The following is a 21,878-nucleotide window of genomic DNA, read 5'->3' on the forward strand; positions in this document are numbered from 1 at the left end:
ACGTTTTTGTTCAGTTTATGAACGAAGTCAAATATAGGCAAATGTACCATGAAGCACACGTGGAGCATATACTACATTATAGTTTGTTCCTAGTGGGAATGCTGATAAAGGAGGTTAATATGGACAATATTGTAAAGGAACTTCAAGAAGCGAATGTTGGCAAGGTTTTAGTGAATGAACCTTTATCAAAGCATACAACAATTAAAATTGGTGGTCCGGCTGACGTATTCATTGAACCAGATAGTATTGAATCATTAAAAAAGACGCTTGAAATTATTAAAAAGCACGGTATTAAGTGGCGAGCAATCGGTAGAGGATCAAATCTCCTCGTATCTGATAAAGGGATTGAGGGTGCTGTCATTAAGATTGGCAATGGCCTTAACCATATGGAACTTGATGGTACCACACTTACTGTTGGGGCAGGATATTCAATTGTAAGTCTAGCCGTTCAAATTGCAAGAAAGGGATTATCAGGACTTGAATTTTCAAGTGGGATTCCTGGTTCAATCGGTGGAGCTGTTTATATGAACGCAGGGGCACATGGTTCGGATGTATCGAAAGTATTAACAAAGGCTCATATATTATTTGATGATGGTACCTTTGAATGGCTATCAAATGAAGAAATGGAATATTCGTACCGCACCTCTATTCTACAAAAAAAGCGACCAGGGATTGTGGTTGAAGCTACATTTCAATTAACAGAAGGAGATAAAACAGATATCTCTGCAGTTATGAAGAAAAATAAAGAGTATCGAAGAGATACGCAACCATGGGATCTTCCATGTGCCGGAAGCATTTTTCGTAATCCACTTCCAAATTACGCTGGACAGTTAGTTGAAAAATCAGGTTTGAAAGGTCATTCTATTGGCGGAGCGAAAATTTCAGAAATGCATGGGAATTTTATTGTCAATGCAGGTAATGCAAAAGCTCAGGATGTTCTTGACCTCATTCAATTTGTAAAAGAGAAAATCTATACTATACATGGTGTACGAATGGAAACGGAAGTTGAAATAATTGGTCGAATGTAGACAGTTTCTACACCCATTTCTTAGGGAAATATGATATAATACAATAACATGTATGTGTTACTGTACTGGTTGAATAAACGGCATGTATACATGCCGTTTATTCTTTCGTTCTACCCATTTTTTAAAGTGAAATAATGACTGATTAAACATACATACGATTTTATTTTTATTGGCTCTCATAGAGCGGGGTGAATGTATTTGGCGAAGCAAAAGGTTGTTACAATAGAAGACCGAATTCCAAAGCTTAAGCAGAGGAGAAAACAAAAGGCGAATCGACGACTGATTATGTATATTACGTTTTTCTTTTTCTTGCTTTCAGGAATACTTTATTTTCAATCTCCTTATAGTAAAATTGGCGAAATCACCATTACGGGCAACCAAAATATCTCATCCGATCAAATTTTAAAGCTTAGTCAATTAAAAGTTGGGACAAGCTTTTGGAAGGTCGATAAGGATAACGTCATCCAAAATATAAAAAAACACCCTGAAATTAAGGAAGTATCGATTGAAAAAAGACTACCGAATCATATTAAGTTAAATGTTAGCGAATTGAAAAGGGTAGGCTATATAAGTGGTTCTAATACTTTTTACCCGATCCTTGAAAATGGTGAAATTATCGAAAAACCACAGGAGTTTGGTTCCAAGGCGATTCCAGTGGATGCACCGATCTTGGTTGACTGGAAAGATGAAGCTTTAACATTGATCGCAAAGGAACTTAATAAAGTTCAACCGTCAATTTCAAAACTCATCTCTGAAATTCATCATACACCTACAGAATATGATCCTCTGCAGATGACACTGTATATGGTTGATGGGTATGAGGTGAAAGCAACTGTAAGAAATTTCGCGAAAAATATAACGGCTTATCCAACGATTATTAGTGAATTGGATCCGTCTCTTAAAGGATATATTGAACTAGATGTTGTACCAACATTTATTCCATACGAATACGAAAACACCAATGAAGATGAGGAGATGGTAACAGATGAAGGTGAAGGGTAAGCACGTCATTCTCTCATTTGTTTGCTTAGTCCTCGGCTTTATGATTTCATTCTCGTACCAATTTACTAAGGAACAATTGGAATCAAATCAGGTGACTGAACAACAATGGAATGAAGAAGCTAAAATTCGAACAGAGCTGAATGAACAGAATGAAAAAAATAATGAACTTCAATTAAAGTTGATAGAAAAACAAAATCAAATTCAAGCAATTGAAGAAGAACTCGCAAAAGAAGAACAGGAGCAGATTTACTACAATCTCGTCGAGGAAGTCGAAAAATACCGTATGGTTGTTGGTGAGATTGGGGTCAAAGGTCCGGGAGTTGTCGTTACACTTGAAGATGCCTCCTACGTACCTTCTGGGCAGGATGTGAACAATTATTTAGTTCATGAAAGTCATTTATTCAAGGTTATTAATGAACTTTATGTATCTGGTGCACAAGCTGTTTCTGTTAATGGTAAGCGACTTCAGTCTAATTCTTTTATTTACTGTAATGGTCCTGTTGTTGTAGTAGATGGTGCACCTTTTCCTGCTCCATTTGTCATTTCAGCAATTGGTGACCCAGATGTACTGGTGCCTGCCTTAAATATGAATGGAGGAATCACTGACCAATTGATACAGGATAATATTGTCGTGAAAATTGAAAACAAGGCACAAATTGAAATGGACCCATTAATTAACGCGAAATAGGTGGTTTTATTGGACAAAAAAACAGGCATTAGCTTCACGGTCATTACGTGTATAATAGGTTTCATGGTTGCTGTCCAATTTCAAACCATTAAAGAACCTGAAGTGCGTGATACCCGTGATTTATGGGAGTTACGAGAGGATTTAAAACAATCCCAAGAATTATATACGGATCTTTTAACAAAAATTTATACATATGAGGCGAAGGTTGAGCAATATGAAAGTCAACGTGATGATAGTAAAATAATGATTCTTAAGGATACCCTTGATGAGTTAAAGAAAGAGGCTGGTCTTACACAAGTTTCAGGTCCAGGCATTACAATCACAGTTGAGCAATCGTTCAATGAAGTTGGCAAACAAGCAACGACCATCACCCCAAGTTTGTTGAGATGGTTAATAAATGAATTAAATTCTTATCAAGCAAAGGCAATTTCAATTGATGGTCATCGAGTAATTTCCACCACGGTGATTCGGGAAATTCAAGGAAGACCGAAAATCGATTCATATTCAATCAGTCCATTGCCAATTGAAATAAAAGTCATTGCTGATGACGCAGAGCGACTTTACAATAAGTTGAAAGCATCAGAAGCGGAGCGCCAGTTTTTTATTGATAATTTACGCTTGAAAATTTCAAAGCCAAGTAAAGTCGTAACGATACCTGCGTATGACGACCCAATTAGGATTACAGAAATGCAACCTAATATGGAACCAGATAAAAAGTGAAAAAGGTGGAACATCGATATGTGGCTCCCAATCTTCGGTCTAATAGTCGGAATCATTCTCGGACTGTTATCGGAATTCAAAATTCCGGCAGAGTATTCAAATTATTTATCAATTGCGGTATTAGCAGCACTTGATACATTATTCGGTGGCATTCGTGCACACCTGCAAAATATTTATGATCAGTCCGTCTTTGTTTCTGGTTTCTTTTTTAATATTTTATTGGCAGCAAGTTTAGCTTTTCTAGGTGTACATCTTGGTGTAGACTTGTATTTGGTAGCCGTTTTTGCATTTGGTGTAAGGTTATTCCAAAATATTGCGGTTATCAGACGAATAATTTTATCCAAATGGAGCCTTTCTCGTGATAAAATAGAAAAAAATTGATTTTTTATAAAGGGAAAATCCCTATGATTGTTGAATATTTTTCATATGTGAAAAAAATCATATGAAAATAGCAGTTGTTGTTCGAAATCAATGTAAATGTGTAATGTAAAAAAAGGAGGTGCCACAGAATGAACAGCAATGAAATATGTGTTAGTCTTGACATCGGTACATCCAGTGTTAAGGTGATTATCGGGGAAATGGTTGATGATTCTCTTAACATAATAGGTGTGGGTAATGTTAAATCAGAAGGTTTGAAAAAAGGTTCAATTGTAGACATAGATGAGACCGTTCATTCTATTAAAAAGGCAGTTGAGCAAGCAGAAAGAATGGTAGGCATTTCTATTAATCAAGTAGTTGTATCTGTTCCTGCGATTAACGTACAGTTACAGGATGCCCACGGCGTAGTGGCAGTTTCTACCGAATCTCGTCAAAATCGTGAAATTAGCAATGAAGATGTTCTACGTGTAATTGATGCCGCACAATTTATTTCTCTACCACCAGAAAGAGAAATTATCGATATGATTCCTAATCAATTTATTGTGGATGGATATGATGAAATTAGTGATCCGCGTGGTATGTTAGGTGTTCGACTTGAAGTGGAAGGTACAATTATTACAACTTCACGTACAATCTTACATAACCTGCTTCGGTGTGTAGAAAAAGCAGGACTTGATATTACAGCAATTTCTTTACAGCCTCTTGCCTCGGGTTCAATCTCATTATCTGATGATGAGAAAAACCTAGGTGTTGCTCTCGTTGATATTGGTGGAGGTTCTACGACCGTTGCTCTTTTCAATCATGGTTATTTAAAAGCAACAAGTGTTCTGCCTGTTGGTGGAGACCATATTACAAAAGATTTAGCAATTGGATTGCGAACGTCTACCGAAGATGCAGAGAAAATTAAAATTAAACATGGACATGCCTTCTATGATGATGCTTCTGACGAAGAAGTATTCAATGTTTCAATTATTGGCAGTGATCAACAAGAACAATTTACCCAATTACAAATTTCTGAAATCATCGAAGCAAGATTAGAAGAAATTTTACTGCTAGTTCATAAGGAAATTAAGAAAATGGGTGTAGGAGATCTTCCTGGTGGCTTTGTTCTTACAGGTGGAGTAGTAAATATGCCTGGAGTATTAGAGTTATCTCAACTTGTATTACGTAGCAATGTTCGAATTGCAAAGCCTGACTATATTGGAGTTAGAGAACCTCAATATGCAACAGGTGTAGGCCTATTGCAGTTCGCTTATGAACAAGCAAGAGTTCAAGGAAGAAAAATTAGTACGACGGTCCAAGTGGAAAATACTGAGAAAAGACCGTCAAGACAGCCTCAAGCGAAAAGTCACCCTAAAAACTCAAAAGATGAACAAAATATTGGGAATAAGGTTAAGAGGTTTTTTGGTCTCTTCTTTGAATAACACACAGTTACAAGAGTAGTATATTTGCAAATTAGGAGGATCTTATAATGTTAGAGTTTGATACAAATGTTGATCAATTAGCTACAATAAAGGTAATAGGTGTAGGTGGCGGTGGAAATAATGCGGTTAACCGAATGATTGAACACGGTGTTCAAGGTGTTGAATTTATCGCAGTTAATACCGACGCTCAAGCTTTAAATCTTTCAAAAGCAGAAGTTAAAATGCAAATCGGCGGGAAATTAACCCGTGGTTTAGGTGCTGGAGCAAATCCAGAAGTAGGTAAAAAAGCTGCGGAAGAAAGCAGAGAACAAATCGAAGAAGCTCTTAAAGGGGCTGATATGGTATTCGTTACAGCTGGTATGGGCGGTGGAACAGGTACAGGTGCTGCTCCTGTGATTGCACAAATTTCAAAAGATTTAGGTGCTCTTACAGTAGGTGTAGTAACAAGACCATTCACATTCGAAGGTAGAAAGCGTCAAACACAAGCAGCTGGCGGAATCTCTGCAATGAAAGAATCAGTAGACACTTTAATCGTCATTCCAAATGATCGTCTTCTTGAAATTGTGGATAAAAACACACCGATGCTTGAAGCTTTCCGTGAGGCTGATAATGTACTACGTCAAGGTGTACAAGGTATTTCTGATTTAATCGCTGTTCCTGGATTAATCAACCTTGACTTTGCTGACGTCAAAACAATTATGTCTAACAAAGGTTCTGCACTTATGGGAATCGGTGTTGCAACAGGCGAAAACCGTGCTGCAGAAGCAGCTAAAAAGGCGATTTCAAGTCCATTACTTGAAACATCAATTGATGGTGCACAAGGTGTCCTCATGAACATCACAGGTGGAACAAACTTAAGTCTTTATGAAGTACAAGAGGCTGCCGATATTGTTGCATCAGCTTCAGATCAAGAAGTTAACATGATTTTTGGATCTGTTATTAATGAAAACTTGAAAGAAGAAATTGTTGTTACTGTAATTGCGACTGGATTTAAGGAGACTGAGCTTGACCCAACGCGTCCATCTCGTCCTTCTTTCGGTGGTGTTAAACCACAACCTCAGGTTCAGGCTGCACCAAGAAGAGAAGTGAAGCGTGAAGAGCCAGTACAAGAAGTAAATACCCGTGGCGCAGTTCATGTTGAAGATGAAATCGATGTACCAACATTCCTGCGTAACCGTAAAAGAAGAGGTTAAATAGAAAAGCGCAAGGTGCCTGCATATCGGCGACAAGCAAAAGAACAGCGCTGACAGAAGGCGCTCTATGCCTTCAGAAGCGATGGGCTTTTGACCTCGAGCCGATGGCACCTGGAGCTAGACAATTCAAGATTATTTAGTTATAAAGTAAAGGCATTTGACAACGAGATTGTCAAATGCCTTTTTTTCTTTTTCCCACGTTATATTCCACCCTTTCCTCATTTACAGGGGAACTGACAAAATAAGATCTAATCTTTCAAAATTTCTCTTTTATTATCGGCATGAAGTGACAGACTCCATATAAGATGTACTATATACTATTTTTTAAGCTAACTAGTTTACGTTAATTGCGTTCGAAAAAGAGCAGTGACTATTAGTGAAAGGAGAAATAGGTTGTCCATTTATTTAGATGTAATCTGGTTATTAAACTTTTTCTTTGACGCCTTGTTATTACTTTTAACAGCGCTAATACTTAAGCGAAAAATTGTTAAATGGCGAATCTTAGTAGGTGCTTTTATCGGATCTTTAGTAGTCTTAATCGTGGTTTCTCCTTTTGCGGCAATCGGGTCACATCCTCTTACAAAACTACTCTTTTCAATCGCAATCGTAGGAGTTGCTTTTGGGTATAAACGATTCCGATATTTTATACAGGGGCTATTAACCTTTTATTTTGCTACTTTCATGATTGGAGGTGGAATGATAGGGGTCCATTATTTCTTAGAATTTGATGTTCAAGCATTTGATGGTACAATCCTTACGCAATCTAGAGGTTTTGGTAATCCAATTAGTTGGGGATTTGTATTAATTGGGTTTCCTCTATTATGGTATTTCTCTAAAAATAGAATAGCTGACATCGAAACAAAACAAGTTTTCTATGACCAGATTGTCGACGTGAAGCTTGAAATAGATGATGTTACCCTAAGAGTAAAAGGTTTGGTTGACAGTGGAAATCAATTATTTGATCCGATTACAAAAAGCCCGGTTATGATTTTAGATACGACGAAATATGAAGAGCTATTTCCTAAATCATTAATCGAACAATCAAAAAATATTGAGTTATTAACAAATGATACTTCAACTGAACCCCACAAATGGGAAAGCAGAGTAAGGCTTATTCCATATCGGGGCGTTGGACAAGAGCACCAATTTTTACTTGCCATTAAACCAGACCAAATCACGATTTTTCAAGGAAATGAAGAAAACATCGTGAAAAAAGGCCTTGTTGCATTTAACCATACAACATTGTCTACTGATGGCGAATATGATTGTATCGTCCATCCGAAAATGCTTATATCATCCTCCATTAAGTCAGCTTCTTAATGGGGAAAAGGAACGATTAGGTTCCTATAAATATCATACTCACACTTTTTACAAATTAGAAGGGAGAACTTACCTGTGGCTAAATTAAAATTAAAACTTACATATTGGTGGTATAAACTTTTAATAAAATTAGGCTTAAAAACGGATGAGATCTATTATATTGGTGGGAGTGAGGCATTGCCACCGCCATTATCCAAGGATGAGGAAGAAGTCCTATTAAATAAGCTTCCTAGCGGTGATAAGGCAGCAAGGTCAATCTTAATTGAAAGAAATTTAAGACTTGTCGTATACATTGCTCGGAAATTCGAAAATACCGGGATTAATATAGAGGATTTAATTAGTATTGGAACTATTGGTTTGATTAAGGCAGTGAATACTTTTAATCCTGAAAAGAAAATTAAACTCGCTACGTATGCATCAAGATGTATTGAAAATGAAATTTTGATGTATCTACGACGTAATAATAAAATTCGGTCTGAGGTGTCATTTGATGAGCCATTAAATATCGATTGGGATGGCAATGAATTATTACTCTCTGATGTTCTAGGAACAGAGGATGACATCATTACAAAGGATTTGGAAGCAAATGTTGATCGTAAATTATTAGTAAAAGCTCTCCATCAGCTTAATGATCGCGAGAAACAGATTATGGAGCTCCGATTCGGACTAATTGGTGGTGAGGAAAAGACACAAAAAGACGTTGCTGATATGCTTGGGATTTCACAGTCCTATATTTCAAGATTGGAAAAGCGAATCATAAAACGTCTTCGAAAAGAATTTAATAAAATGGTGTGAAAAAATTTTTACACTTTGTAGTTGTTGATTTATCTGTTTTCCACATCTATTTTGGAAATAGCTGTGAATTCAAAATGCATATTTTTCCCTCTAACGGAGATACTTAACTTTGTACAGCAACTCCTGTTAGGAGGGAAAGAATTGACTCGAAATAAAGTAGAGATTTGTGGTGTTGATACTTCAAAGCTTCCAGTATTAAAAAATGAAGAGATGCGGGAATTGTTTAGACAAATGCAAAGTGGGAATGATTTGTCTGCCCGCGATAAGCTTGTAAATGGAAATTTACGACTTGTTCTCAGTGTAATTCAACGTTTCAACAACAGAGGAGAATTTGTGGACGATTTATTTCAGGTTGGCTGTATCGGCCTAATGAAATCAATCGATAATTTTGACCTCAGTCAAAACGTAAAATTCTCCACCTATGCAGTTCCGATGATCATCGGTGAAATTCGGCGTTATTTACGAGACAACAATCCTATCAGGGTGTCGCGCTCACTAAGGGATATTGCTTATAAGGCATTGCAGGTAAGAGAGCGTCTAATGAGTGAAACCTCTAGGGAACCCACAGCAGAAGAAATCGCAAAGGTCTTAGAAGTGCCGCACGAGGAAATCGTCTTTGCACTTGATGCAATTCAAGACCCTGTATCATTATTTGAACCAATATATAACGATGGCGGGGATCCTATTTATGTGGTGGACCAATTAAGTGATGAGCGAAATCGAGATTCAAATTGGATTGAAGAGATTGCTTTAAAAGAAGGAATGAGACGATTAAATGATCGCGAGAAACTCATCCTTCGGAAACGATTTTTTCAAGGAAAAACACAAATGGAGGTTGCTGAAGAAATCGGAATCTCTCAAGCCCAAGTTTCACGTCTTGAAAAAGCAGCCATTAAACAAATGAATAAGAATATCCAAAATTAATAATGGGGGTAAACCCATTTTGTGGACAAGTAATCGTCCAAAGAAGATAAAATAACTAGACATTCGTATGATTCGAATGTCTTTTTTTCGTTGCCAATCTGATGTATTCCACTCTCTCTATTTTTTGTCACATAAAACGTGATGAGACAGTCATATAGTTACTATAAGGAGGCGGAGGATATGGTGAAAATTTCTGATTTTCAGGCAAAGGATGTTGTAAGTGTTGTTGACGGAAAAAGACTTGGCAATATTGGTGATATCGATATTAACTTAACAACTGGTAAAATCGATTCCATTATTATTGGCGGCTATGGAAAAGTATTAGGTCTATTCGGTCGTGATGAAGAGGTTGTGATTCCATGGAGAAATATTATAAAAGTCGGTAAGGATGTTATTTTAGTTAGAACACAAAATAATATTGAATAAACACGGCTAAATTTTGACATTTTTCCTAACATATTCTCCTTTCTTTTGCTAAGATGTGATAAAATAGGCAGGAGAAGGGTTCATTTTTCGAAAAAAATAAACGATTGTCAGCCTTATCGTGGATATGGTTGAAATATGAATAAAGGATGTTGTTATGAAGCTTGAACCATTTATTGAGGATACAAAACAGGTTTTAATGGCCCGGGCTTGGAGCCAGTACTCCGAAAACCTAGTTGTAGGGTTTTCTACCAAAAATGGGGGAGTAAGTGAAGAACAATTTGAATCCCTAAATTTAGGGCTGCATGTACATGATGAACCCGACTCTGTTATCTCAAATCGAAAAAAACTTGCAGACATTCTTCATTTTCCACTAGAATCCTGGGTATGCTCTGAACAAACACATAAAAATAAGATTGCTAAGGTCACTAAAAAGGATCTCGGTGCAGGGGTTTTTACATATGAGGAAGGCATCAAAGATACTGATGGATTATATACCGATGAGAAAAATATTCTGTTAACCCTTGGTTTTGCGGACTGTGTTCCACTCTATTTTTTTGCACCATCAAAACAACTGATTGGAATTGCGCATGCGGGCTGGAAGGGAACGGTTCAGGATATTGCAGGTGAGATGGTTCTTGCTTGGAAAAAAGAAGATGTTAATCCAAATGAAATTCAAGCTATCATCGGACCATCTATTGGTAAATGCTGCTATATCGTTGATGATTATGTGATGAATTTCGTCAAAGATTTGGACAATGTAGATTCAAAGCCATATGAGAAAATGAGCGATAATCAGTATCGATTGGAGCTAAAAGAGCTTAATTATCAACTGCTGGTAAGAGCAGGAATTCCTCCTGAAAATATACAAGTTTCCTCGTATTGTACATCTTGTGAGAATCAGCTTTTCTTTTCGCATCGAAGGGATGGCGGGAAAACAGGTAGAATGATGAGTTTTATTGGATTAAAGGAGGACTAAATGTTAAATGAGTGTGAAAGAAAATCTTTTAAACATACAAAAAAAGATAGAACAGGCATGCAAGCGGGTAAACAGGTCTGCTGAAGATGTTTCAATCATTGCCGTTACCAAATATGTGAGTGTTGAAACTGCGAAAGAAGGGATAGAGGCTGGAATTCATCATATTGGAGAAAATCGTGACGAAGGTCTGATAAAGAAACGAGAGGACATTGGGGATGATCCGACTTGGCATTTTATCGGTTCACTTCAAACAAGAAAGGTAAAAAACATTATTGATAAGGTGGACTACATTCACTCGCTTGACCGCATTACTTTGGCTGAGGAAATACATAAACGGGCAAGTGGAAAAATAAAATGTTTTGTACAAGTTAATGTTTCAGGAGAAGAGTCCAAACATGGAATGCTACCTGAACAACTTGAACCTTTCTTTCAGGATTTAGAAAAATTCCCTTCAATTGAGGTTGTCGGATTAATGACGATGGCGCCATTTACTGATGACAAAAGCATCATACGTGAATGCTTCCAAAGACTTCGAAAGCTAAGAGATAATGTACAAGCTCTTGGACTTCCATATGCACCATGCACAGAGTTATCTATGGGAATGTCTAATGATTACGAAATCGCAATAGAAGAGGGAGCTACCTTCATACGGATAGGTACTTCGCTAGTCGGAAAAGAATTCTAAAAAGAGAGGTGTTATAAATGAGCATAAAGTCAAAATTTAAAAGTTTTTTTGCATTAGAAGATGAATATGATTATGATGAGGAAGAATATTTTGAAGAAGAGGAAGTTGAACCTACAAGACCTACAAGATCTGCTGCAAAGCAAAATGTGGTAAGCTTGCAAAGTGTTCAAAAATCATCAAAGGTTATTTTATTCGAACCTCGAGTGTATGCAGAGGCTCAAGAAATTGCCGATCATTTAAAAAACAGACGAGCAGTAGTTGTTAACCTTCAACGAGTTCAACATGATCAAGCTAAACGGATTGTTGACTTTTTAAGTGGAACTGTATATGCAATCGGTGGAGATATTCAACGCATAGGTTCAAATATATTCTTATGTACTCCAGACAATATTGACGTCTCTGGAAATATCTCTGAGATTGTTTCCAACGAAGAATACGCTGAAAAGGGGTGGTAGTCGAAAATGAGTATTATTTTCGGGATTATCGGTAATGTGATCGTACTTTATTCGTATGCACTAATCATTTATATATTAATGTCATGGTTTCCAAATGCGCGTGAATCAGGAATTGGTCAATTTTTAGCAAGAATTTGTGAACCTTATCTAGAACCATTCCGCAGATTTATTCCTCCACTAGGGATGATTGATATTTCTCCAATCGTCGCAATCCTAGTTCTTAATTTTGCTGGTAGAGGAATTGATGCATTACAATTCATGTTTTAACTTTATTCAGTAGAAGTCCCTATTTTTAAAGAGGGAATCTAAGTAAAAACGCATAAAATTTAGTTGGGTTCTAACCTAGCTGAATAACGTTTAGCCTCCGGCGGATACCACGATTTTTCAAAGGAAATTTTTCCTGTATAAGATCAAAGACTGAGAACGCCACTTCCTGTGGCAACGTCTTTGTGACCCACCTCGTGTGGGCCTAAAAAAATCGGGCGCAAATACGCCAAGGCGCATTTGATAAAAAGGACCTCATATATTAGGTCCCTTTCTTATTTCAACCTGAGGTAATAAACATATGAATTTATATCAACATTTTCGAAAAGAAGAGCATGCTTTTATTGATCAAGTTTTAGAATGGAAGCAGACTGTAGAGAACCAATATAGTCCTAAGCTAACGGATTTTCTTGATCCACGTGAACAAGAAATTGTAAAACAAGTGATTGGAACAAATGGGGAAATCCTTGTTGATTTTTTTGGTGGAAAAGATGGGCTTGAACGAAAACGAGCATTATTGTATCCAACTTATTTTGAACCTAATGAAGACGATTATCATCTTGCCTTTTTTGAAGTGAAGTATCCAGTTAAATTTGTTACAGTCGATCATCGCAAAGTACTCGGTTCATTAATGTCTCTTGGTCTAAAACGTACCAAGTTTGGTGATATTTTAACACAAGATGAGCAGATTCAAATTGTAGTAGCAAACGAGATTGCAGACTACGTCCGTATGAATTTAACGGCTGTTGGAAAAGCAACCATTTCACTTTCAGAAATAAATTCGACTGATTTGCTTGAGGTAAATGAAGAATGGACAGAGCAAACCGTTACTGTTTCTTCTTTACGATTGGATGTGGTCCTGTCATCCATTTTGAATTTGTCCCGACAAAAGGTTCAAGTCTTAATTGAGAATGGTCTTGTTAAGGTGAATTGGAAAAAAATCGAGCAAACTTCATTTGAATGTAAGGAAACGGATGTCCTCTCAGTTCGTGGGTATGGAAGAAGTAAACTTCATTCAATTGAAGGAAAAACAAAAAAGGAAAAATGGCGAATTATTGTTGGAAGACAAAAATAATTGAAAAGAGTGCAGGAATTTCTTCTTTTTTGTCGAATTGTAAAGTATCATACATATAGGTATTGAATCTAATTTTAACAATTTACTAATTTTTGGAGGTGGCATTCGTGCCTTTAACGCCATTAGATATTCATAATAAGGAATTTAATAAAGGTTTTCGCGGCTATGATGAGGACGAAGTAAATGAGTTTCTCGATCAGGTCATTAAAGATTATGAAATGGTTATACGTGAGAAAAAAGAACTTGAATCAAAGCTATCAGAGCTCAATGAAAAACTAGGACATTTTACAAATATTGAAGAAACATTAAATAAATCGATTTTAATTGCACAAGAAACAGCAGAAGAAGTGAAACGCAACGCTTCAAAAGAAGCAAAGCTCATTATTAAAGAAGCTGAGAAAAATGCGGATCGTATTATTAATGAATCTTTAGCTAAATCCAGAAAGATAACCATTGAAATCGAAGAATTAAAGAAACAATCAAAAGTATTTAGAAACAGATTTAAAATGTTAATTGAAGCACAATTAGACATGCTTAGTAATGATGATTGGGATCATCTCATGGAATACAATGTTGAACCCGTTTTTGCAGAATCAGAAGAAAACTAACTTCTCTACTTGACTCTTCTGTTTAATACGAATATAATTTTAAAACAACTAATTAAACTTAAATATTTTAAGCAGCTATGATGGGGACAGTAGTTCTTATATCGTCTTATCCATTTTGAAAGCGAGTCAGGGATGGTGGAAGCCTGATATAAGCGTTAAGAATGAAGATCACCCCGGAGTTCGGTGCTGAACACATAAAAATGGTTGAAGGCTGTCCTTTAATCATTTCTAAGTAAGCATTTCGCGAATCATTCACGTTACGAATGTCGAGTGGACGAATGAGAAATATTCGTCTATAAGGGTGGTACCGCGAGAGACCTTCTCGTCCCTTTTTGGGATGAGAAGGTCTTTTTGTATTAAATGAGAAACATTAGCCACATACTGTAACAAGCTGCAACAAAGTTGGAACGATTATTAGGAGGAAATGGTTATGGAATACAAAGACACGTTATTAATGCCAAAAACGGATTTTCCGATGCGTGGAAATCTCCCAAATCGGGAACCTCAGATTCAAGAACAATGGAAAGAAATGAATATTTATCAAAAGGTTCAAGAACGTACAAAAGGGCGTCCATTATTCGTCCTACATGATGGACCACCTTATGCGAATGGTGATATTCATATGGGGCATGCCCTAAATAAAATTATCAAGGATATGATTGTTCGTTTTAAATCAATGAATGGCTATTGTGCACCATATGTCCCAGGTTGGGATACGCACGGACTGCCGATTGAAACAGCTCTTACAAAGAATAAAAAGGTTAATCGTAAGGCGATGAGTGTTGCAGAATTCCGTAAGCTATGTGAGGAATATGCATATGAGCAAATCAATAACCAAAGAGAGCAATTTAAACGTCTTGGTGTACGTGGTGACTGGGAGAATCCATATATCACATTAAAACCAGAATATGAAGCACAACAAATCAAAGTGTTTGGAGAAATGGCAAAAAAAGGCTATATCTACAAAGGACTTAAACCTGTTTATTGGTCTCCGTCAAGTGAGTCAGCACTTGCAGAAGCTGAAATTGAATATCAAGATAAGCGTTCACCGTCTATCTATGTTGCATTCCATGTTAAGGATGGGAAAGGTGTATTAGAGGGCGACGAAAAAATTATCATCTGGACAACAACACCTTGGACAATTCCAGCGAACCTTGGAATTAGCGTACACCCAGATCTTGAATATAGTGTGGTCAGTGTTGACAATCAAAAATATGTCGTAGCATCCGCACTTTTAGAGGCGGTAACTAAAGAAATCGGCTGGGAAGATGTTTCAGTCGTGAAAACTTTCAAGGGTCGTGAATTAGAAAATGTGGTGGCATCCCATCCAATCTATGGCCGTGACTCATTAGTCATGCTTGGTGAACACGTTACAACGGATGCAGGTACTGGATGTGTTCATACAGCTCCAGGACATGGGGAAGACGACTTTATCGTTGGTCAAAAATACGGAATCGGCGTTCTTTGTCCGGTTGATGAAAAAGGATATATGACAGCGGAAGCTGAAGGGTTTGAAGGCTTATTCTATGATGAGGCAAATAAACCAATTACAGAAAAACTAAATGAAGTTGGAGCTCTTTTAAAGCTTTCCTTCATCACTCACTCTTATCCACATGATTGGCGTACTAAGAAACCTACCATCTTTAGAGCAACAGCTCAATGGTTTGCGTCAATTAAGGATTTTAGAAATGAGCTAATGGAAGCTGTGAAAGAAACGAAATGGGTTCCAGCATGGGGCGAAACACGACTTTATAATATGGTTCGTGACAGAGGAGATTGGTGTATTTCACGTCAACGTGCTTGGGGAGTTCCAATTCCTGTTTTTTATGGTGAAAATGGTGAACCAATTATCACAGATGAAACCATTAACCATGTATCTGAGCTATTTAGAGAATATGGATCAAACGTTTGGTTTGAACGTGAAGCAAAAGATTTATTGCCTGAAGGATTCACACATGAATCAAGTCCAAATGGACAATTTACAAAAGAAGTAGATATTATGGATGTATGGTTTGATTCTGGTTCTTCCCACCAAGCTGTTTTAGTAGAAAGAGATGACTTACAACGTCCAGCAGACCTATATTTAGAAGGTTCAGACCAATATCGTGGCTGGTTTAACTCATCATTATCAACTGCAGTAGCGGTGACTGGAAAAGCACCATATAAAGGCGTACTAAGCCATGGTTTTGCACTAGATGGTGAAGGCCGTAAGATGAGTAAGTCACTTGGTAATGTAGTTGTTCCTGAGAAGGTTATGAAACAACTGGGAGCAGACATTTTACGTCTTTGGGTAGCTTCGGTTGATTACCAAGCAGACGTTCGTGTATCTGATGCGATTTTAAAACAGGTTGCTGAGGTGTACCGTAAAATCAGAAATACCTTCCGATTCTTACTTGGTAACTTAAGTGACTTTAACCCAGAAACAGATGCAGTGCCTGTAAATGAATTGCGTGAAGTAGATCGCTATATTCTTGTTAAGCTAAATAAATTAATCGATAAGGTTAAAACATCCTATGAAAATTATGAATTTGCGGGTGTTTACCACTCTGTTCATAATTTCTGTACAATCGAGTTAAGCTCTTTCTATCTAGATTTTGCGAAGGATATTTTATATATCGAACCCGTTAATCAACAGGATCGCCGTTCGATTCAAACAGTGTTATATGAGGCATTATTAAGTTTAACTAAGCTCGTAACTCCAATTCTTCCACATACAGCAGACGAGGTATGGTCTCATATCGATTCTGTTAAAGAAGAAAGTGTTCAATTGGTTGATATGCCTAATTCAGTTGAAATTCCAAATGCTGATCAAGTAGAAGCTAAATGGGATTCATTTATGGAGCTACGTGATGATGTTCTTAAAGCACTAGAAGCAGCAAGAAATGAAAAAGTCATTGGAAAATCGTTAGCGGCTAGCATTACATTATATCCGAATAAGGAAACAAAAGCCCTTTTAGATTCTGTTGAAGAAAACTTAAAGCAATTATTCATTGTATCAGGATTTGAAATTGGTGGATCGTTTGAAGATGCACCAGAAAATGCACAAGCTTTTGAACAAGTAAAGATCGTTGTAGGTGTAGCAGAAGGCGAAACATGTGATCGTTGTTGGGTCGTAACACCAACTGTTGGCGAAGACCAAGATCATCCAACTCTTTGCTCACGCTGTGCATCCGTTGTAAAAGAAAATTACCAAAACTAATCTAGGAAAAATGCCATGAATCTTAAGGTTCATGGCACTTTTTTATGGTCAAAAGATTATCTTGAAATATTGCGTTAATATAACTGTAAACTTAAAAAATGCTTGCCAACCGTCAATATTTTATAAGAAGAACGTATTATGTAATTGGAAACAGTGACAATATATTGAAAAAGAATGAAACTCTAAAGCGTCATTTTTTCAACTTACAGGAAAAAGTTGTTGGCTTTAACACAAACCTTTATCGGTAACACTAACTTTACTACCTTATAGAAATAGAAATGTTCTAATGCATTTAATCAAAAGCATGATAAGGAGGCGTTCCAATGAACGGTCAGTATGCAGAGATTAAAGCGGAGTTAGAATTAACGAAGAAGGAACTATTATCAAGGTTGAGGCAGTCAACACAATATGAGGTAAGTCAAGAATTTCTCTTTCAGAATCAGCAGTCTGAAAAAGAAAAATTTATTATCAGTCATATAAAAGAAGACCTATATGATGTCGAAAGAGCATTAAACAAAATGAAATCCGGAAGCTTTGGAATTTGTGAAGAAACAGGTGCAGAAATTCCAATCGAGAAATTAAGGATTCTTCCAACAGCTCGAACCATTTTTGAATTTTCCTTCACTGATTTATATGACAGAAATAAAGTCATATCTCCTCAACGTGAAAACCATCTATATTTAGTGTAGCAGAAGTGAAGGTTTACCTTCTGCTACTGCTTGCGTTATCCCTCAAATAATTGTACAGTCGTCCAATCATGTGCTAAAATGCAGAAAGGTAAAGTTTGTTAACATGGGGGCGTTTACGTGTATTATTATTTAATAGCTTTGTTTGTCATTTTATTAGATCAGGTTACAAAATGGGTCATTGTCCGTTTTATGGAACTCGGGGACTCAATTGAAATTATTCCAAACTTTTTGTATATAACTTCACATCGTAACCGTGGTGCAGCATGGGGAATTTTACAAGGACAAATGTGGTTTTTCTATATTATCACCATAGTCGTTGTGGTTATGCTTGTTCTGTACATTCAACGTCTCAAACCAAACCAGCGTTTATTTGGCATTGCGCTTTCATTGATGCTAGGAGGTGCAATTGGTAATTTTATCGATCGTATCTTTCGTAAAGAAGTTGTCGACTTTATAGATACATACATTTTTACATATAATTTCCCAATTTTTAATATTGCCGATTCCGCACTTGTTATAGGTGTTGGTTTAATCCTATTATTAACATTGTTTGAAGGGAAATTAGAAAAGGAGAAATCAAATGAATCAATTCGAACTAACGATTGAGGAACATCAGCAAAATGACCGAATTGATAAAATTGTCTCAGCCTTCAATTCAGAGTGGTCAAGAACTCAAGTTCAGACTTGGATTAAGGATGGAAACATTACGGTTAATGAGAATAAAACAAAACCCAATTATAAAGTAAATCTTGGCGACAAAATTCAAATAGTCATCCCAGATCCGGAACCGCTTGATGTTGTTCCTGAAGAGATGAATTTGGATATTTATTATGAAGATGGAGACGTTCTTGTTGTCAATAAACCGAAGGGAATGGTCGTGCACCCTGCTCCAGGTCATGTCAGTGGCACTCTTGTAAATGGTCTTATGGCTCACTGCAAGGATTTATCGGGGATCAATGGAGTTCTTCGCCCGGGGATTGTCCATCGGATTGATAAAGACACTTCAGGCCTGTTAATGGTTGCAAAAAATGATGTTGCTCATGAATCTTTAGTAAATCAATTAGTCGAAAAGACAGTCACTCGTAAATATAAAGCAATTGTCCATGGAGTCATACCGCATGACCAAGGGACAATAGATGCTCCAATAGGAAGAGATAAAAAGGACCGTCAAAGTATGACGGTTACTGATGAGAACAGTAAAGTTGCCGTTACTCATTTTAATGTTTTAGAGCGTTTTAAAGATTTTACCTTTATTGAATGTCAGCTTGAAACAGGAAGGACCCATCAAATTCGTGTTCATATGAAATATATAGGATATCCGTTAGCAGGTGATCCAAAGTATGGACCTAAGAAAACATTAGAACTTGACGGACAAGCTTTACATGCAGGACTACTGGGCTTTGTTCACCCAAGAACGAAAGAGTATCTTGAATTTGAAGCCCCACTACCTGCTTATTTTGAGGAACTTCTTGAAAAACTTCGTCATTAAAATTTTGTCACATAAAAGGATTGACAAAATTCGATACGAACATTAAAATTAACTTAATTAAATGAGCCCCTTTAAAATCAGTCCCGTGAGGCTGAGAAGGAAACGGAAATTACATTGGGATAGCTATATCTATATCTCTGTGTAAAAATCTCTTTGTCCTCTCACTAGCGGTGGGAGGACTTTTTTCGTTAATAAGGGAGTTATCCATGTAAGAGAGGTGGTACGAATGGCGGATACTGAAAAAGCTGTAGTATTAGACAATCAGGCAATTAGAAGAGCATTAACAAGAGTAGCTCACGAAATCATTGAAAAGAACAAAGGGATCGAGGATTGTGTAATCGTTGGGATCAAGACGAGAGGAATTTATTTGGCTAAACGTATTGCAAGTCGAATCGAACAAATTGAAGGCAAAAAGATTGCCATCGGTGAACTAGATATTACATTATACCGAGATGATTTAACAACAAAGACAGCAGATCAAGAACCGATTGTCAAAGGGTCTGATATACCAGTTGATATCACCAATAAAAAAGTCATCCTCGTTGATGATGTATTATTTACTGGGAGAACAGTACGGGCAGCATTAGATGCACTGATTGATATCGGACGGCCCGCACAAATTCAACTAGCTGTTTTAATTGATAGAGGTCATCGAGAGTTCCCAATTCGAGCTGATTATGTTGGAAAAAACATTCCAACGTCCAACTCGGAAAAAATAGTGGTGGAACTAGAAGAAATTGATCAAACAGACCAAGTAACCATCCATAAAAAATAAAACGAAATGCGTAAGCTCCTTGTACAGAAACGAGAAAACTGGCCGACTAAAGGCGCCACATTCTGTGGCAACGTCGGCACTAGCACGTCCTGTGCGTCGAAGACTCCGACAAAAGAAGCGTTCTTTGCTTCTGAAGGAGGAGTTGAAGTTTCTCGAGTTTCAAGGCGCTGAAGCTAGACAAATAAATACCCTTTAATTGTAGTCCAGAGAGGCTAACAAAGGGGTTACATTCCTTCTCTACATGTAAGGATTTGTGTACCTCTTTGTGTAAAAAACACAAAGATTTTTTTGTTTTGGGTATGTTAAACATGAGGAGGAAATAAGGTAATGAAAGATAACCAAAAGGTTGTTTTAGGCATAAAAGAAAAACCATCAGCAGGTCTCTTCGCAATACTTAGCCTGCAACATTTATTTGCAATGTTCGGTGCAACAATTCTGGTACCGTATCTAGTAGGAATTAGTCCTGGGGTTGCGCTAATCTCCAGTGGATTAGGTACACTCGCATTCTTACTTATCACAAAAGGTCAGGTTCCTGCATACTTAGGTTCGTCCTTTGCTTTCATCATCCCACTTCAAACGGCAATTGCAGCTGATGGTCCAGGCGCTGCAATGATGGCAAGTTTACTAGCTGGTTTAGTATATGGGGTTGTAGCACTCATCATTAAAGCAACAGGACATAAATGGCTAGTCAAAATACTGCCGCCTGTGGTTGTTGGTCCGGTCATTATTGTTATCGGATTAAGCCTAGCGGGAACAGCAGTAGGAATGGCAATGAATGATGCAAATGGCGCATACAGCCTACAGCATTTTTCAGTGGCATTAGTTACATTAGCAATCGTGATTATCGCAACCATCTTCTTTAAAGGTTTCCTAAATCTAATTCCGGTGTTAATCGGAATTATCGGTGGATATGTATATGCACTGGCAATTGGATTAGTGGATTTTACAGCTGTCAAACAAGCGAAATTTATTGAAATGCCAGATTTTATTATCCCGTTTGTTTCATACACACCACATTTTTCGATGGACATGATTGCCTTAATCGTTCCAGTAGCGGTTGTGACCTTGTCCGAGCATATCGGACATCAAATGGTGTTAAGTAAAGTTGTTCAAAAAGATTTGATTAAACAGCCAGGATTACATCGCTCGATTATGGGAGATGGAGTTGCAACGATGATTGCATCACTTCTTGGTGGCCCACCAAACACAACTTATGGGGAAAACATTGGCGTCCTTGCGATCACTCGTGTATTCAGTGTTTATGTAATCGGTGGTGCAGCAGTTGTCGCGATTTTCTTCGGATTCAGTGGAACAATCAATGCGTTAATCAGTTCGATTCCAACTCCGGTCATGGGCGGAATTTCCATCCTGTTATTCGGAATCATCGCTTCCTCAGGTTTACGGATGTTAGTGGATAGCAAGGTAGATCTTAGTGAAAACAGAAACTTAGTTATTTCTTCAGTCATCCTTGTTGTTGGAATTGGCGGAGCCTTCATTAGAGTGTTAGGTTTTGAAATTCACGGTATGGCATTGGCTGCCATCATTGGTGTGTTACTAAACATCGTTCTTCCTGGTGGAAAAGTGAAGGAAGATGAAGATATTTATGAGACTCATCTTGAGGATGATGACTCTGTTGCATAGTGCAACACCTTTTAAAATAACCCAGAGAGGTTATTAAGGGTGTCAGGTTTTGCGAAGGAGGGGTATAATTTTCTTTACCCTTTTTTAACCAAAATCAGATTTCATACACCCTTACCAGATATAG

The 21,878-nt window shown here is 37.3% G+C and carries 23 protein-coding genes and 1 other annotated feature; all 23 genes read left to right on the plus strand.

Annotated features, from left to right (window positions below):
- The first annotated feature begins 119 nt into the window (after nt 1-119).
- The 23 genes from murB to E1I69_RS03805 all read left to right on the plus strand — a co-directional run bounded on the left by murB (nt 120) and on the right by E1I69_RS03805 (nt 21,754).
- A complete protein-coding gene (gene murB / locus E1I69_RS03695) occupies nt 120-1,028 on the plus strand; it encodes a UDP-N-acetylmuramate dehydrogenase (RefSeq protein ID WP_136378264.1) in 909 nt (302 codons plus the stop codon).
- A 192-nt stretch (nt 1,029-1,220) separates the two neighbouring features.
- Complete coding sequence (locus E1I69_RS03700; protein ID WP_136378265.1) at nt 1,221-2,030, plus strand: cell division protein FtsQ/DivIB; 810 nt, start codon at nt 1,221-1,223, stop codon at nt 2,028-2,030.
- Nucleotides 2,014-2,718, plus strand: a complete 705-nt coding sequence (locus tag E1I69_RS03705) for a DUF881 domain-containing protein (protein ID WP_207308500.1) — start codon at nt 2,014-2,016, stop codon at nt 2,716-2,718. The genes E1I69_RS03700 and E1I69_RS03705 overlap by 17 nt, the downstream gene beginning before the upstream one ends.
- Nucleotides 2,719-2,727: 9 nt before the next feature.
- Nucleotides 2,728-3,438, plus strand: a complete 711-nt coding sequence (locus E1I69_RS03710; protein WP_136378266.1) for a DUF881 domain-containing protein — start codon at nt 2,728-2,730, stop codon at nt 3,436-3,438.
- 18 nt (nt 3,439-3,456) lie between these two features.
- Nucleotides 3,457-3,819, plus strand: coding sequence for a small basic family protein (locus E1I69_RS03715; RefSeq protein ID WP_010282644.1), 363 nt, complete (start codon nt 3,457-3,459; stop codon nt 3,817-3,819).
- A 128-nt stretch (nt 3,820-3,947) separates the two neighbouring features.
- The gene (gene ftsA / locus E1I69_RS03720; RefSeq protein WP_136378267.1) at nt 3,948-5,240 is read left to right on the plus strand and encodes a cell division protein FtsA; all 1,293 of its coding nucleotides are present in this window, start codon (nt 3,948-3,950) and stop codon (nt 5,238-5,240) included.
- Between the two features lie 47 nt (nt 5,241-5,287).
- Nucleotides 5,288-6,433 (plus strand): cell division protein FtsZ, encoded by a 1,146-nt coding sequence (gene ftsZ, locus E1I69_RS03725; RefSeq protein WP_136378268.1) that lies wholly within the window; start codon nt 5,288-5,290, stop codon nt 6,431-6,433.
- 393 nt (nt 6,434-6,826) lie between these two features.
- Nucleotides 6,827-7,753 carry a sigma-E processing peptidase SpoIIGA gene (spoIIGA, locus tag E1I69_RS03730; RefSeq protein ID WP_136378269.1) on the plus strand — a complete coding sequence of 309 codons (927 nt, stop codon included), beginning with the start codon at nt 6,827-6,829 and terminating at the stop codon, nt 7,751-7,753.
- A 75-nt stretch (nt 7,754-7,828) separates the two neighbouring features.
- A complete protein-coding gene (gene sigE / locus E1I69_RS03735; protein WP_136378270.1) occupies nt 7,829-8,548 on the plus strand; it encodes an RNA polymerase sporulation sigma factor SigE in 720 nt (239 codons plus the stop codon).
- Between the two features lie 141 nt (nt 8,549-8,689).
- Nucleotides 8,690-9,472 carry an RNA polymerase sporulation sigma factor SigG gene (gene sigG, locus E1I69_RS03740; protein WP_116350658.1) on the plus strand — a complete coding sequence of 261 codons (783 nt, stop codon included), beginning with the start codon at nt 8,690-8,692 and terminating at the stop codon, nt 9,470-9,472.
- A 180-nt stretch (nt 9,473-9,652) separates the two neighbouring features.
- Nucleotides 9,653-9,898, plus strand: a complete 246-nt coding sequence (locus tag E1I69_RS03745) for a YlmC/YmxH family sporulation protein (protein ID WP_136378271.1) — start codon at nt 9,653-9,655, stop codon at nt 9,896-9,898.
- A 154-nt stretch (nt 9,899-10,052) separates the two neighbouring features.
- Nucleotides 10,053-10,874, plus strand: a complete 822-nt coding sequence (gene pgeF, locus E1I69_RS03750; RefSeq protein WP_136378272.1) for a peptidoglycan editing factor PgeF — start codon at nt 10,053-10,055, stop codon at nt 10,872-10,874.
- Between the two features lie 7 nt (nt 10,875-10,881).
- On the plus strand, nt 10,882-11,559 hold the full coding sequence (locus E1I69_RS03755; protein ID WP_136378273.1) for a YggS family pyridoxal phosphate-dependent enzyme: 678 nt from the start codon (nt 10,882-10,884) through the stop codon (nt 11,557-11,559).
- Between the two features lie 17 nt (nt 11,560-11,576).
- Entirely contained in the window at nt 11,577-12,014 is a 438-nt protein-coding gene (locus E1I69_RS03760; protein ID WP_136378274.1) for a cell division protein SepF, read from the plus strand.
- A 6-nt stretch (nt 12,015-12,020) separates the two neighbouring features.
- Complete coding sequence (locus E1I69_RS03765; RefSeq protein ID WP_116350653.1) at nt 12,021-12,281, plus strand: YggT family protein; 261 nt, start codon at nt 12,021-12,023, stop codon at nt 12,279-12,281.
- A 298-nt stretch (nt 12,282-12,579) separates the two neighbouring features.
- Nucleotides 12,580-13,353 carry an RNA-binding protein gene (locus E1I69_RS03770; RefSeq protein WP_136378275.1) on the plus strand — a complete coding sequence of 258 codons (774 nt, stop codon included), beginning with the start codon at nt 12,580-12,582 and terminating at the stop codon, nt 13,351-13,353.
- A 107-nt stretch (nt 13,354-13,460) separates the two neighbouring features.
- Nucleotides 13,461-13,961, plus strand: a complete 501-nt coding sequence (locus E1I69_RS03775) for a DivIVA domain-containing protein (protein WP_136378276.1) — start codon at nt 13,461-13,463, stop codon at nt 13,959-13,961.
- A 68-nt stretch (nt 13,962-14,029) separates the two neighbouring features.
- Nucleotides 14,030-14,294: a binding site (T-box leader), on the plus strand.
- A 97-nt stretch (nt 14,295-14,391) separates the two neighbouring features.
- A complete protein-coding gene (gene ileS, locus E1I69_RS03780; RefSeq protein WP_136378277.1) occupies nt 14,392-17,160 on the plus strand; it encodes an isoleucine--tRNA ligase in 2,769 nt (922 codons plus the stop codon).
- A gap of 323 nt (nt 17,161-17,483) precedes the next feature.
- Nucleotides 17,484-17,849 (plus strand): TraR/DksA family transcriptional regulator, encoded by a 366-nt coding sequence (locus E1I69_RS03785; protein ID WP_136378278.1) that lies wholly within the window; start codon nt 17,484-17,486, stop codon nt 17,847-17,849.
- Nucleotides 17,850-17,966: 117 nt separating this feature from the next.
- Nucleotides 17,967-18,455 carry a signal peptidase II gene (lspA, locus tag E1I69_RS03790; RefSeq protein WP_136378279.1) on the plus strand — a complete coding sequence of 163 codons (489 nt, stop codon included), beginning with the start codon at nt 17,967-17,969 and terminating at the stop codon, nt 18,453-18,455.
- Nucleotides 18,430-19,338 (plus strand): RluA family pseudouridine synthase, encoded by a 909-nt coding sequence (locus tag E1I69_RS03795; RefSeq protein ID WP_136378280.1) that lies wholly within the window; start codon nt 18,430-18,432, stop codon nt 19,336-19,338. Before lspA ends, E1I69_RS03795 begins: the two co-directional genes overlap by 26 nt.
- Nucleotides 19,339-19,564: 226 nt before the next feature.
- Nucleotides 19,565-20,113: a bifunctional pyr operon transcriptional regulator/uracil phosphoribosyltransferase PyrR gene (pyrR, locus tag E1I69_RS03800; protein WP_136378281.1), complete on the plus strand. Its 549-nt coding sequence runs from the start codon at nt 19,565-19,567 to the stop codon at nt 20,111-20,113.
- A 327-nt stretch (nt 20,114-20,440) separates the two neighbouring features.
- A complete protein-coding gene (locus E1I69_RS03805) occupies nt 20,441-21,754 on the plus strand; it encodes a solute carrier family 23 protein (RefSeq protein WP_136378282.1) in 1,314 nt (437 codons plus the stop codon).
- Nucleotides 21,755-21,878 lie beyond the last annotated feature (124 nt).

The sequence above is a fragment of the Bacillus timonensis genome (assembly GCF_004799755.1).
Lineage (GTDB): Bacteria > Bacillota > Bacilli > Bacillales > Bacillaceae_L > Ferdinandcohnia > Ferdinandcohnia timonensis_A.

Excerpts from the sequence above, each read along its gene's own strand:
- murB (WP_136378264.1), top strand. The coding sequence starts at position 120 with ATGGACAATATTGTAAAGGAACTTCAAGAAGCGAATGTTGGCAAGGTT.
- E1I69_RS03700 (WP_136378265.1), top strand. The coding sequence starts at position 1,221 with ATGTATTTGGCGAAGCAAAAGGTTGTTACAATAGAAGACCGAATTCCA.
- E1I69_RS03705 (WP_207308500.1), top strand. The coding sequence starts at position 2,014 with ATGAAGGTGAAGGGTAAGCACGTCATTCTCTCATTTGTTTGCTTAGTC.
- E1I69_RS03715 (WP_010282644.1), top strand. The coding sequence starts at position 3,457 with ATGTGGCTCCCAATCTTCGGTCTAATAGTCGGAATCATTCTCGGACTG.
- ftsA (WP_136378267.1), top strand. The coding sequence starts at position 3,948 with ATGAACAGCAATGAAATATGTGTTAGTCTTGACATCGGTACATCCAGT.
- ftsZ (WP_136378268.1), top strand. The coding sequence starts at position 5,288 with ATGTTAGAGTTTGATACAAATGTTGATCAATTAGCTACAATAAAGGTA.
- E1I69_RS03745 (WP_136378271.1), top strand. The coding sequence starts at position 9,653 with ATGGTGAAAATTTCTGATTTTCAGGCAAAGGATGTTGTAAGTGTTGTT.
- pgeF (WP_136378272.1), top strand. The coding sequence starts at position 10,053 with ATGAAGCTTGAACCATTTATTGAGGATACAAAACAGGTTTTAATGGCC.
- E1I69_RS03755 (WP_136378273.1), top strand. The coding sequence starts at position 10,882 with ATGAGTGTGAAAGAAAATCTTTTAAACATACAAAAAAAGATAGAACAG.
- E1I69_RS03760 (WP_136378274.1), top strand. The coding sequence starts at position 11,577 with ATGAGCATAAAGTCAAAATTTAAAAGTTTTTTTGCATTAGAAGATGAA.
- E1I69_RS03765 (WP_116350653.1), top strand. The coding sequence starts at position 12,021 with ATGAGTATTATTTTCGGGATTATCGGTAATGTGATCGTACTTTATTCG.
- E1I69_RS03770 (WP_136378275.1), top strand. The coding sequence starts at position 12,580 with ATGAATTTATATCAACATTTTCGAAAAGAAGAGCATGCTTTTATTGAT.
- ileS (WP_136378277.1), top strand. The coding sequence starts at position 14,392 with ATGGAATACAAAGACACGTTATTAATGCCAAAAACGGATTTTCCGATG.
- E1I69_RS03785 (WP_136378278.1), top strand. The coding sequence starts at position 17,484 with ATGAACGGTCAGTATGCAGAGATTAAAGCGGAGTTAGAATTAACGAAG.
- E1I69_RS03795 (WP_136378280.1), top strand. The coding sequence starts at position 18,430 with ATGAATCAATTCGAACTAACGATTGAGGAACATCAGCAAAATGACCGA.
- pyrR (WP_136378281.1), top strand. The coding sequence starts at position 19,565 with ATGGCGGATACTGAAAAAGCTGTAGTATTAGACAATCAGGCAATTAGA.
- E1I69_RS03805 (WP_136378282.1), top strand. The coding sequence starts at position 20,441 with ATGAAAGATAACCAAAAGGTTGTTTTAGGCATAAAAGAAAAACCATCA.